The organism is Nostoc sp., assembly GCF_036918015.1.
GTDB lineage: Bacteria > Cyanobacteriota > Cyanobacteriia > Cyanobacteriales > Nostocaceae > Nostoc.
The window spans coordinates 190,306-203,040 of the sequence record NZ_JBALEO010000073.1 but is presented as its reverse complement, the minus strand read 5'-3'; the positions used below and the strand labels follow the sequence as shown (position 1 = coordinate 203,040).

Annotated in this window: 11 protein-coding genes; 10 read left to right on the top strand and 1 reads right to left on the bottom strand. The window is 46.1% G+C overall.

Annotated features, from left to right (window positions below; translation table 11 throughout):
• Positions 1-90: 90 nt before the first annotated feature.
• The 5 genes from V7K61_RS19910 to V7K61_RS19890 all read left to right on the top strand — a co-directional run bounded on the left by V7K61_RS19910 (position 91) and on the right by V7K61_RS19890 (position 8,155).
• Positions 91-2,325 (top strand): family 2 encapsulin nanocompartment cargo protein terpene cyclase, encoded by a 2,235-nt coding sequence (locus tag V7K61_RS19910; RefSeq protein ID WP_335055863.1) that lies wholly within the window; start codon positions 91-93, stop codon positions 2,323-2,325.
• A gap of 115 nt (positions 2,326-2,440) precedes the next feature.
• Positions 2,441-3,847, top strand: coding sequence for a family 2B encapsulin nanocompartment shell protein (locus tag V7K61_RS19905; protein WP_335055861.1), 1,407 nt, complete (start codon positions 2,441-2,443; stop codon positions 3,845-3,847).
• Positions 3,848-4,161: 314 nt separating this feature from the next.
• Positions 4,162-5,565: a family 2B encapsulin nanocompartment shell protein gene (locus V7K61_RS19900; protein ID WP_335055858.1), complete on the top strand. Its 1,404-nt coding sequence runs from the start codon at positions 4,162-4,164 to the stop codon at positions 5,563-5,565.
• 82 nt (positions 5,566-5,647) lie between these two features.
• Positions 5,648-7,204: an NAD(P)H-hydrate dehydratase gene (locus V7K61_RS19895; protein ID WP_335055856.1), complete on the top strand. Its 1,557-nt coding sequence runs from the start codon at positions 5,648-5,650 to the stop codon at positions 7,202-7,204.
• An 81-nt stretch (positions 7,205-7,285) separates the two neighbouring features.
• Positions 7,286-8,155, top strand: coding sequence for a hypothetical protein (locus V7K61_RS19890; protein WP_335055854.1), 870 nt, complete (start codon positions 7,286-7,288; stop codon positions 8,153-8,155).
• Between the two features lie 81 nt (positions 8,156-8,236).
• Here V7K61_RS19890 and larC read toward each other — a convergent pair whose 3' ends face one another.
• On the bottom strand, positions 8,237-9,544 hold the full coding sequence (larC, locus tag V7K61_RS19885) for a nickel pincer cofactor biosynthesis protein LarC (protein ID WP_335055852.1): 1,308 nt from the start codon (positions 9,542-9,544) through the stop codon (positions 8,237-8,239).
• 180 nt (positions 9,545-9,724) lie between these two features.
• Between larC and V7K61_RS19880 the strand changes: the two genes are divergently transcribed.
• The 5 genes from V7K61_RS19880 to V7K61_RS19860 all read left to right on the top strand — a co-directional run bounded on the left by V7K61_RS19880 (position 9,725) and on the right by V7K61_RS19860 (position 12,550).
• Entirely contained in the window at positions 9,725-10,384 is a 660-nt protein-coding gene (locus tag V7K61_RS19880; RefSeq protein WP_335055850.1) for an L-threonylcarbamoyladenylate synthase, read from the top strand.
• A gap of 405 nt (positions 10,385-10,789) precedes the next feature.
• Complete coding sequence (locus tag V7K61_RS19875) at positions 10,790-12,010, top strand: HetZ-related protein (protein WP_335055848.1); 1,221 nt, start codon at positions 10,790-10,792, stop codon at positions 12,008-12,010.
• A 30-nt stretch (positions 12,011-12,040) separates the two neighbouring features.
• Positions 12,041-12,262, top strand: coding sequence for an addiction module protein (locus tag V7K61_RS19870; protein ID WP_334709836.1), 222 nt, complete (start codon positions 12,041-12,043; stop codon positions 12,260-12,262).
• Entirely contained in the window at positions 12,255-12,380 is a 126-nt protein-coding gene (locus tag V7K61_RS19865; protein WP_335055845.1) for a hypothetical protein, read from the top strand. Before V7K61_RS19870 ends, V7K61_RS19865 begins: the two co-directional genes overlap by 8 nt.
• A complete protein-coding gene (locus tag V7K61_RS19860) occupies positions 12,371-12,550 on the top strand; it encodes a type II toxin-antitoxin system RelE/ParE family toxin (RefSeq protein ID WP_335055931.1) in 180 nt (59 codons plus the stop codon). The genes V7K61_RS19865 and V7K61_RS19860 overlap by 10 nt, the downstream gene beginning before the upstream one ends.
• Positions 12,551-12,735 lie beyond the last annotated feature (185 nt).

The following is a 12,735-nucleotide window of genomic DNA, read 5'->3' as shown; positions in this document are numbered from 1 at the left end:
TAGTGATGATACTTGTGAACTGCAACGATGCTCAGATCGGCCACGAAACCAAGATAGCAAGAAGACCCCAGAGGAGGTTTAGCGCAGATCATGCAACCCTTTGAACTGCCAGAATTTTACACGCCTTGGCCCGCACGGCTGAACCCAAACCTGGAAGCGGCACGAGTCCATTCCAAAGCCTGGGCCTACGAGATGGGGATACTTGGCTCAGAAGAGGAAGCGCAAAGCTCGGTTATCTGGGATGAACATACATTTGATTCGCACGACTACGCCTTGCTTTGCTCTTATACCCATCCAGATGCGCCGGGAGCGGAGCTTGACCTAGTAACCGACTGGTATGTTTGGGTGTTCTTCTTCGACGATCATTTCCTGGAAATCTATAAGCGCACCCAAGACATGGTTGGGGCAAAGGAGTACCTTGATCGATTGCCAGCGTTTATGCCAGTGCATCCCACTGATACCCCTTCGGTTCCGACCAACCCAGTAGAGCGCGGCTTGGCTGACCTGTGGTCTCGCACCGCCTTTACTAAATCTGTGGACTGGCGACTTCGATTCTTCGAGAGTACCAAGAACCTCCTAGAAGAGTCTCTGTGGGAACTCGCCAATATCAACCAAGATCGAGTTGCTAACCCTATCGAATACATCGAGATGCGCCGCAAAGTTGGTGGCGCTCCGTGGTCAGCGGATCTCGTCGAACACGCCGTGTTTATAGAGATTCCGGCCCAAATCGCCTCGACTCGACCAATGCGTATCCTCAAAGACACGTTTGCCGATGGAGTGCATCTTCGCAATGACTTATTTTCCTACCAGAGAGAAGTAGAGGATGAAGGTGAGAACGCCAACTGCGTGCTGGTCTTGGAGCGCTTTTTAAATGTCAGTACTCAGGAAGCGGCTAACCTTACCAACGAACTGCTAACCTCGCGGTTATACCAGTTTGATAACACTGCTGTCACCGAGTTGCCCCCTCTCTTTGAAGAGTACGGACTAGACCCAGTGGCTCGTGTGAACGTTCTCCTTTACATCAAAGGACTCCAGGACTGGCAATCGGGCGGTCACGAGTGGCACATGCGATCGAGCCGTTATATGAACAAGGGAGGAGAGAATTCTTCGACATCCACGCCACTTCTGGGAGGCCCCACAGGGCTAGGCACATCGGCGGCGCGGATTGAATCGCTATACGCCGCCTTGGGTTTGGGAAGGTTCAAGAGCTTTACTCACGTTCCATACCAGGCTGTTGGGCCAGTAACACTGCCGAAGTTTTATATGCCCTTCACTACAAACTTGAATCCCCATCTAAATGCTGCGCGGAAGCATTCCAAGGAATGGGCGCGCGAAATGGGGATGCTGGAATCACTACCTGGGATTCCTGATGCTGTCATCTGGGATGACCACAAGTTTGATGTTGCCGACGTAGCCCTTTGCGGTGCGTTGATCCATCCGAATGGATCTGGTGCTGAACTGAATCTGACAGCGTGCTGGCTTGTTTGGGGAACCTATGCCGACGATTACTTCCCGGCACTCTACGGGAATAATCGCAACATGGCTGGTGCAAAAGTGTTCAATGCCAGACTGTCGGCGTTTATGCCTCTGGATGACTCCACCCCCAGCGAGATTCCAACTAATCCGGTGGAAGCCGGCTTGGCAGATATTTGGTCTCGCACAGCAGGCCCCATGTCCGCAAACGCGCGGACTCAGTTCCGCCGCGCAATCCAGGATATGACTGACAGCTGGGTGTGGGAACTCGCCAACCAGATCCAAAATCGGATTCCCGACCCGATAGATTATATTGAGATGCGCCGTAAGACCTTTGGCTCGGATCTGACCATGAGTCTGTCGCGACTAGCTCAGGGGAGCGAGATCCCGCAGGAGATTTACCGCACCCGAACGATGCGATCGCTCGATAATTCCGCCGCCGACTTCGCCTGTTTTACCAACGATATCTTCTCCTATCAGAAAGAAATCGAATTCGAGGGCGAAATCCATAACTGCGTGCTGGTCGTTCAGAATTTCCTCAATTGTGATATACCACAGGCAGTTGAAGTTGTCAACAACCTGATGACCGCTCGGGCGCTCCAGTTTCAACACATCGTCGCCACCGAACTGCCAGCCCTTTTCGATGATTTCGACCTGGATGCAAGTACCCGCGAGAAACTGCTTGGATACGTCAAGAAACTAGAGCAGTGGATGTGCGGCGTCCTCAAGTGGCATATAACGGTAGACCGCTATAAGGAATTTGAATTGCGTAGTTCGTTAGCAGGGCGGCTACTTAGCGGCCCCAGAGGGCTGGGTACTTCAGCTAGGCGTATTGGATCGGTGAGGGTTTAAGGTCATTACTCGGTCAATAAAGTCAGGTTTTTTTGTTGGTGAGTTGGTTCAAGGTCAGTATGCGATCGCGTGAGATTGGTTTTTTTTAGTAACTAATAAAGTGGAGGATTAAGTTGTGACGTATTCTAACGATCCCAATTTGGTAGAAGATCAGCAGCCCCAGTTAACTTTGAGTACAGCAGCGGCGCGTAATTTGGCGACAACAGCCAAATCTGCACCGCAAACCCAGGAAATTACATCGCGGTGGTTATTGAAACTGTTGCCGTGGGTGCAGACAAAAGGTGGCGCTTATCGGGTCAACCGTCGGTTGAGTTATTCCGTGGGTGATGGACGGGTGACTTTCACCAACACCGGAGCAACGGTGCAGGTGATTCCTTTGGAACTTACTGAGTTGCCCTTGCTGCGAGGGTTTAACAACCTTGACGTATTGACCGGGTTGGCAAACCAGTTTGTTCAGCAGGAGTACGCTCCAGATGATGTAATCGTCGAACTTGGCCAGCCTGCCGATCGCGTGATTCTGATTGCTCGTGGTAAGGTCAACAAAATTGGTGTTGGCAAGTATGGCGAGCAGATTGTCTTCGATGTGCTAGCTGACGGCGACCATTTCGGCGATGAAACTGTGGTGCAGTCCGAGGATACTTGGCAGTACACCCTCAAGGCGATTACTAGAACCATCGTTTTGTCACTACCCCAAGCGGCGTTTGAAAGGGCGATCGCTCAATCCGAGGCGTTGGGAACCCATGTTGAACAGTTCCGCACCCGCCTGAACCAGCCACAAACTGCCCAAGGTGAAGCTGCCATTGAACTGGCAGCCGATCATCCCCAAGAGGCTGAGTTGCCCGGAACCTTCGCCGATTACGAACTCACACCCAGAGAATATGAGTTGAGCATTGCTCAAACAGTGTTGCGAGTCAGTACGCGGGTAGCCGATCTGTACAACGAACCGTACAACCAGACGGAAGAACAACTGCGGCTGACTATCGAGGCATTGCGGGAACGTCAAGAACACGAGTTGCTCAACAACCGCGAATTCGGGTTGCTGCACAACGCCGACCTCAAACAGCGTATCTACAGCAGTGGCGGCGCACCCACCCCCGATGACTTGGACGAACTGTTGGCGACCGTATGGAAGGAGCCGGGATTCTTCCTAGCTCACCCCCGGACGATCGCTGCTTTCGGTCGTGAAGCCAACCGCTTGGGTCTGTATCCACAAAGCGTAGATGTGAACGGTGTTCAGGTTACATCTTGGCGCGGTGTACCTATCTTTCCTTCCAACAAGATCCCCATCACCAGTAACCGCACTAGTTCTATCCTTTTGCTCCGCACCGGTGTAGAAAAACAAGGGGTGATCGGCTTACATCAAACTGGTATCCCTGATGAATATCAACCCAGCTTGTCTGTTCGATTCATGGGCATCAGTGAAAAGGCGATCATTTCCTACCTCGTTACCGCCTACTACTCCGCAGCCGTCCTCACTCCTGACGCACTTGGCATCCTCGAAGATGTCGAAATTGGGCGCTAAATATCAGGAGTGCTGAGTGCTGAGTGAGTAAAAATTATAGCTGACTGTTGATACCCTGCAAGAAAGTGGGCAGTATTTTAACTCAGCACTGGCTCAACGCCCCGTTACCGCTAATGGAACTCAGCACTCAGCACTGAATGCAATACGGTTTGATTAAGGCAAGAGACGCGATAAATCGCCGTCTCTACAAAAGATTGATCCTTGTAGAGACGGAGATTTATCGCGTCTTTGGATCTAGAATTTTCATCAAAAAACCTTAACCGAACCGTATTGGCACTGAATGGCACTTTTATTAGTAATTAGAGGATGAGGTGATGACCGATTTTATTGAATCAAATTTAAATGTTGAGAGTGGACAACCTCAACTGAGTTTGAGTAAAGATGCTGCGCGTAATTTGTCCACGACCACCAAATCTGCACCGCAGACGCAGGAAATTACCTCACGGTGGTTGTTGAAGATGTTGCCGTGGGTGCAAACGAAGGGCGGCACTTATCGGCTGAACCGTCGGTTAACCTATACTGTGGGTGATGGGCGGTTGAGTTTCTCCAACACCGGAGCCGAGGTGCAGGTGATTCCCCAGGAACTTGGTGAGTTGCCCTTGCTGCGAGGGTTTGACGACACCGAGGTGCTGAGGGCGTTGGCAAGTCGGTTTGTTCAGCAGGAGTTCGCACCTGGTGATATCATAGTCCAGTCAGGTCAGCCAGCCAATCAGCTTTTCTTGATCGCACATGGCAAGGTAAACAAGATTGGTATTGGCAAGTATGACGAGCAGCCTCTATTGGATATGCTAGCTGACGGTGATTATTTTGGCGATCTATTAGCGGAGTCAGAAAGCAATTGGAAGTTCACAGTCCAAGCTGTAACCAGATGCACCGTATTAGTGCTACCACAACAGGCATTTCGGGAACTGCTCAACCAGTCGCAGGCGTTGCAGGCTCAACTTGAGCAGTTTAGGACTCGTGGCGAACAACCACAAAACAAGTATGGGGAAGCTGCGATCGCGTTGTCAACCAGTCATAGCACAGAGACGACATTACCGGGAACATTTGTTGACTACGAACTTTCACCCCGCGAATATCAGTTAAGCATTGCTCAAACTATGTTGCGAGTAAGTACTCGCGTTGCGGATCTGTACAATCAACCATACAACCAGACGGAAGAACAATTGCGGCTGACGATTGAGGCATTGCGAGAGCGTCAAGAATACGAGTTAATTAACAACCGCGAATTTGGATTGTTGCACAATGCCGACCTCAAACAGCGCATCTACACCCGCAGCGGCCCCCCCACTCCCGATGACCTTGATGAACTGGTCACTCGTCGGCGGAAGTCGAGGTTCTTCCTGGCTCATCCCCGCACTATTGCAGCCTTCGGTCGCCAGTGCAACCGTCGAGGTATCTATCCAGACACCATCGACATGGATGGGAGCAAAATAATCACGTGGCGCAATGTACCGATTCTGCCCTGTAACAAGATCCCGATTACTAAGAATCAGACCAGTTCTATCCTTATACTCCGCACTGGTGAGAAAGATCAGGGTGTGATTGGCTTACATCAAACTGGTATCCCGGACGAATACCAACCCAGTTTGTCTGTCCGATTCATGGGCATCAGCGAAAAGGCCATTATCTCCTACCTTGTCACCGCCTACTACTCCGCAGCTGTCCTCATTCCCGACGCACTTGGCATCCTTGAAGATGTGGAAATCGGTTTGTAACTTTTTTGAGTCGAATATGAGTCAATTTTGGTAGTGTCAAAATAAGAGTTAATACGAACTCATAACTCACCACTCAAGACTGATGCAAGATAGGCAAGAACAAATTTCGCAAGTGGTAGTGACTGCTGGGCAGATGCGCGATATTGAAAAGCGGATCTTTGCAGTGGGAATGCCTGTAGTTGCTTTGATGGAAAAGGTGGCGGGATTAATTGCTCGTCGCATTCCAGAGATTCCTGCAAACACCCCTTTGTTAAGGGGATCTCGTGTGGGAATTCTTGTCGGCCCCGGTCATAATGGTGGCGATGCTTTAGTCGTAGCCCGTGAATTACACTTTCGCGGGTATAAGGTTTGGATTTATTCTCCTTTTTCTAAGCTTAAAGAATTAACTTCGCAGCACTTGCAATATGCCCAGAGTTTGGGCATTCCAATTTATCAAACAATTGAACAACTGCCAGATTCTGATTTGTTGATTGATGGCTTGTTTGGATTTGGTTTAGAAAGAAACCTGACCGATCCCATTGCCTCTGCAATTAATCAGCTAAATGAATTATCTATACCGATTTATAGTATCGATTTACCTTCAGGTTTACACACCGACACAGGCGAAGTATTGGGAACTGCCATTCGCGCCACTCACACATTTTGCTTAGGTTTATGGAAACTCGCTTTCTTCCAAGATCGAGCGTTGGAATATCTTGGTAAAGCTGAGTTAATCGATTTTGATATTCCTTTAGCTGATGTGGAAGCTGTTCTCAAAGATGCACCTAAAATCAAACGGATTACACCAGCAAAGGCACTTGCTACTTTACCTTTACCCCGTCCAGCAGTTACTCACAAATATAAAGAAGGACATTTACTGCTGATTTGCGGTTCGCGGCGCTATGCAGGTGGGGCAATTTTAACTGGTTTGGGTGCTAGGGCTAGTGGTGTCGGGATGCTTTCGATTGCCGTACCCGAATCCCTAAAACCTCTTTTGGTGTCACACTTGCCAGAAGCGCTCATTGTCGGTTGTCCAGAGACGGAAAGTGGAGCCATTGCCCACCTACAATTACCAGAAAACACCAATCTAAGTTCTTTTAATGCGATCGCTTGTGGCCCCGGTTTAACACGAGATGCTACTCCCATTGTGCAAGAAGTAATTAAGAGCGACCGCCCTCTAATTCTCGATGCCGATGGTTTAAATATCTTGGCACAAATGGGAGCGATCGCCACATTAAAAAAACGCCAAGCAGTAACCATACTCACACCCCATACTGGCGAATTTGAACGATTGTTTCCTGATGTCGCCGATGCCAAACATGACAGAGTGAAAGCAGTACAAGAAGCTGCCGCCCAAAGTGAGGCAGTAGTATTGTTGAAAGGGGCAAGAACTGCGATCGCAAACCCTCAAGGTGCTGTTTGGATTGTTCCTGAAAGCACACCCGCCTTAGCCCGTGGCGGTAGCGGCGACGTGTTAACTGGGCTACTGGGTGGACTGTTAGCGCAAGCAGCAACTAAACAGATTCCTGTAGAAGATATTGTGGCAACTGCTGCATGGTGGCATTCCCAAGCAGGTATATTAGCAGCCCAAGAGCGTACCGAATTAGGTGTAGATGCGTTTACATTGACACAATATTTGATGAAAGCTCTAAGGAATTAAACAGTTTTTAAGTTTTATATTACAAATATTTAGCACATGATTAACAGTTATCCTTTTTTCTCGCAGCCTTATACCTCAGATATGGCACAAGGTATTTATATTTTAGATCAATATATTCGACAAGATATTTGCGAAGGTTGTATTCAAAGCGAGGTAGATTATGTTTCTACACTTATGGCTTATATAAGATTATTTTTTCGTAGTAAACAGCTTGCTAAACAAATTTATGGTTTTAAAATACAAAGATCAAATGATGATTCTTATAGCTCTCAAGTTCTAAATAAAAGTTTAGAAAGAAAATTTGGCTGTGATGCACTGATAATCTTTCGTGCAGGAGATAAAGTTAAAGTTTGTATGTTTGAGGCTAAATATCCCAAACTTAAAATGAAGAGTAATTGGGATAAATATCAAAAAAATGATATGCCTTCTCATTATACAAATCAGGAGATATCTCATTTTCATCATCAATTAAGAAGACAACAAAAATGGGCAAGAGTAGCTTTTATATGGGAATTATTTATTAACGATCATCCTCCTGGTAGTCCATTAAAATTTTTTGATACTTATGGTTCAACCTGTATATGGCACAAGGATGCTTACGAATACAGCGAGAGTCATATAAATAGAATAGATAAGTATGATCACAAAACTAAAAAACCTGAGCTTTGGGACAATTCATATTTAAAAGATTGTTTAGAGCATTTACCATATAATCCTTTAAATTTAGAAGAAATTTTCAATACAGTATTGTTTAAAAATGAAGGGAAAGAAATTAAAATCAAAGATGGCTTTATTAGTTTAGAACCTGAAGATGGCCAGCAAATTAATATACCTGTAACTATAGATTTAATAAGAGATTATCAATATAAAATCTTTGAAGAAGCTGGTGTGCGAGAGTTTTTATTTATTGAATTAAAAAATATTGTATTTAGTAATACCAATTCTATGTAAGGCTGCGCTTTATTTGGGTAGCGGCAATTCATGAACTGCCGCTATAGTCTATAGTTTTGCATCAGTCCTATAGACGCATCTTCAAACAGAAATAGTATTAGTATCTTGATTTACCAAATACCAACGCTGTAGCGCCAACCGCTGAATTTCGCGCCAAGGAATATTATGTTTTCGGGCTAAGTCTGCACAATCTTCATATTCTGGCTGCACATTTGCAATAACTTTTTCTGATGATTGCCCTTTCCATGCTATCTTGACACGCACTTTGCCATATTCCGTTTCCACTTGTTGAATTTCCCGTTGTAAAATGGCGCGTTGCTGAGTTGTGCGCCGAATGCCTAAAGTTGTAGTTTCGCGGAAGATAACGGCTTCACAACTGAGTAAATTTTCTGGATGACAAATCACAGTTAGCAAAATCCCCGGACGGGACTTTTTCATACTGATCGCTTGGGTAAAAACATCCAGCGCACCAGCTGCAAACAACGCCTCAAACGTATAGCCAATAGCTTGTGGACTTAAATCATCAATTTGGGTTTCTAATACCGAGATGGTTTCCAAATTTGAGCTAGTTTCTTCAGAATCACTGAAATTTGACTGTAAACTTGTGCTTTCACCCAACCAGAGGCGTAAAATATTGGGAATGGGTAAATTTATGGTTCCTGCTCCCAGTCCTATCTGCTTGATAGCGATCGCAGGTGGTGAACCAAAATCTCTTGCCAAAGTAGTGGCGATCGCGGCTCCTGTTGGTGTTACTAATTCTCTGTCAATGCCATTACTATAAACTGGACAACCCCGCATTTCCCACAGCTTTAATACCGCTGGGACTGGTACTGCCATCTGACCATGTGCAGCCCGAACAGTGCCGCCACCAGTCGGAAACGCCGAGCAGTAAAGTAGGGGCAATCCTTGCTGATTGCTCTCAATCCCCAACCAATCCAACCCCAGGCAAGTACCCACAATATCTACGATCGCATCTATAGCACCAACCTCATGAAAATGAACTTTTTCAGGTGAAATGCCATGCACCGCGCCTTCTGCCACCGCTAGCTGCCGGAATACCGCCAAACTCCAAGCTTCTGCCCGTAATGGCAACCCCGCTTTGAGAATCATCTGCTCTATTTCTGGCAAGTGGCGTGTGTGATGGTGACTGTGTTCGCCATCGTGGTGATGGTGGTGATGGCGATCGTGTACTAAATCCACATAGACTTTAGTTGCCTGTTGACCATTCCGTTGGACAAATTCTGCCCTTAACTGATATTCCTGTTCAATACCCAACCCATTGAGTTTTTCAATTAAATACTCCACAGGAACACCCAAACTTACCAAAGCACCCAGGCACATATCACCAGAAATTCCTGTCGGACATTGAAGATAAGCAATTTTATTCATAATAAATTTGTCATTAGTTATTTGTCATTTGTCATTAGTCATGGGGCATTGAGCATTGGGCATTGAGAATTGGGAATTGATCAATAATTAATAGTTCTTCTTCCCCTGCTCCCCTGCTCCCCTGCTCCCCTGCTCCCCTGCTCCCCTGCTCCCCTGCTCTCCCTCCCCAATCCCCGTCCTATGGCAAAAATTTTCCCCGTTCATCCGGATAATCCTCAAACTCGCCGAATAGAGGAAATAAAGTCGGCGCTCTCTAGTGGCGCAGTCATGCTTTACCCTACTGATACAGTCTATGCCATCGGTTGTGATTTGAATGCCAAGTCGGCGGTAGAACGAGTGCGGCAAATTAAACAGCTAGCAAACGATAAACCATTGACATTTTTATGTCCCTCACTTTCAAATGTGGCAACTTATGCCTTCGTAAGTGACACAGCTTATCGGATTATGAAACGCCTGATTCCAGGGCCATACACGTTTTTGCTCCCAGCTACGAAGTTAGTACCGCGATTGGTGCAAAGCCCCAAGCGGAAAACTACTGGAATTAGAGTACCAAACCATACTGTATGTTTGGAGTTGCTGACAGCATTGGGCAATCCGATTATTTCAACTTCAGCACATCTGCCACCAGATGAAGCAGATAATGGCATAGTTCGGATAGATCCAGAAATTGTTCAGTCGCGGGTAGAGCTATTCGATCGTTTGGACAAGTTGGTAGACATAATTGTAGACACTGGCGAGGAACCTACATATCAAGTATCTACCATCTTGGATATGACTGGAGACGAACCAGCAATTATACGGAGGGGTTTAGGTTGGGAAACAGCAGCCACATGGGTATAAAAATTCCACTTCACAAGCACACCTCTCCGTTTCGGAAATTGTGATAAAAACAACTCCAGTTTTAAAATTGTCATATTTAAAAGCGATGTCTATGATGGGCTGTTCGGTGAAACAGTGGATATAAGAGGATGGTGGCAAAACTTGGCACAGTAAGGTATTTGACAACTTTAAGAAAATGGCGGGTACTCGTGTGCCAGCGTTGAGATGGTGGCTTGTGAAGGAAACCGACACATTGCCATAACTGTAACTCTTTCGTATTTCCTATAGTTTTGATATATGAGCTTTAGATGTGAGCATTATATACGGCAAGTCTTGATGGATGAATGCCTAAAGATTCACAAGCCTTGGACAGCTTTGATTGCTGTGTCTGCGTTGTAATTACGGTGCAATACTACTGGAAAAGTCATGAAATCTAACGTCGTCAATCTACCAAACTCTACACCCATTTTTGAGAACCACGTTTCAACTGAAGAATTTTCAAATAGCAGCAGCGATCGCTTGATTCAATTGCTGTCTGAGGAAATGCAAGCGCAAGTGAAAGCAACGCCCAAGTGCGTAGAAGCTTTAGCAAAGCGCATAGCCGTAGAAGTAGAACGCATTTGCGATAAAAGCTCCCGCATTCAAACATCTGGGGAAATCAAGTCCTGGCAGATGACGTTGGGAAGGCATCGGATGCAAAAGTGCTTACGTTATTACCAACTAGGTTCCAAACAAGGGCGGGTGGAATTACATAGCAATTTGGGTGCTATGGTTTACCGTCATGTAACTATGTCTGGTTCGGAGTTGGGCTTTGATGCTCGTTACAGCCTGATTGAAGATTTTTTACAAGCATTTTATATCGAAGCGATTAAAGCTTTCCGTAGAGAAAACGAACTACCAGAGAATCACACGCCGCGTACTCAGCTGCAATTAGCTGAATACATGGCTTTTACAGAACAGTATGCCAAACGCCGGATCAATTTACCTGGTGGTGCAAATCAGCAATTGATTATCTTGCGCGCCCAAGGTTTTGCTCGTCGTCAGCCCCAAGAAACTACCGTGGATATTGAAATGGCGGTAGAGTCTGCTAAGGGTGAAGAAGCAGAATCTTACCAGCGTAACTCGGCGGTGCAACAGCTGCGATCGCAAATGATTGCTCAAACTAATTTCGATCCATCTGAAGAGTCAGAACGCGATCGCGTCATCACTGAATTGATGAAATACCTGGAGTCTCAAGGTCAATCTGACTGTATGAACTACCTCAGCTTGAAACTTCAAGACCTTTCAGCCCCCGAAATTGACCAAATTCTCGGTTTAACTAGCCGTCAGCGCGATTATCTCCAACAGCGCTTTAAATACCACGTCGAAAAGTTTGCCAAACAACACCACTGGCAATTAGTACATCAATGGTTAGGCGCGGGTTTAGAGCAAAAGTTGGGTTTATCTTCCCAGCAGTGGGAAATCTTTGTGAATCAACTAACAGAACAGCAACAGGAAATATTACAGTTAAAAACTGCACGAGAAAACGATCTGGCGATCGCCAAAGCCATCAAATGCACCCCCAAACAGCTACAAAAGCGCTGGACTCAACTTTTAGAAATCGCATGGTCTATCCGCAACGGTCATACTGAAGCCCAGACGGGCTAAAATAAAGGTGAATAAAATATAGAGAAGACCATGAACCCAGTATTTCCCGAACTCTCTAGTCTTTCGAGAGCGGAAAAACTCCAACTGGTAGAAGATTTATGGGATGAGATTGCCGCTACACCAGCAGCACTCCCAGTTTTAGATTGGCAGAAACAAGAGCTAGCTCGTCGCAAAGCCGAATATCTGCAAAATCCAGCCATCAGCAACAGTTGGGAAGATGTAAAAGCCAGAATCTCTCAACGACATGGCTAGAAACTTAACTATCCTTACAGCCGCAGAACTAGATATTATCGAAGCTTATGACTGGTACGAGGGGCGGGAATTTGGGTTAGGCGCTGAGTTCCTACGATGTATTGATGCCTGCCTTTAATTCAGCGTCACCCCAGCACATACCAGATTGTTCATGAAACCTATCGCCGCGCTACAATTAGGCGTTTTCCCTACGTCGTTTTTTACGAGTTTAATGAACAGGAGATTATTATCTACGCTGTTTTCCACTGTTCCCAAGACCCAGAAAAATGGCGGAGTCGCTTGCAATAGTTCGTCTTTGAGACTAAAGATAAATCCATTACTTTAACTATTACCTGAATTAGTAACTCGTTCATAATCCAAATTATTAATACATTTGTATTTATTTAGTACAAAAATACCAATATTTTCCGATTTTTCAGCCATTAATCCAACCACATTTAGCCAAAATAAAAAATTCATATTAAGCAACTGAC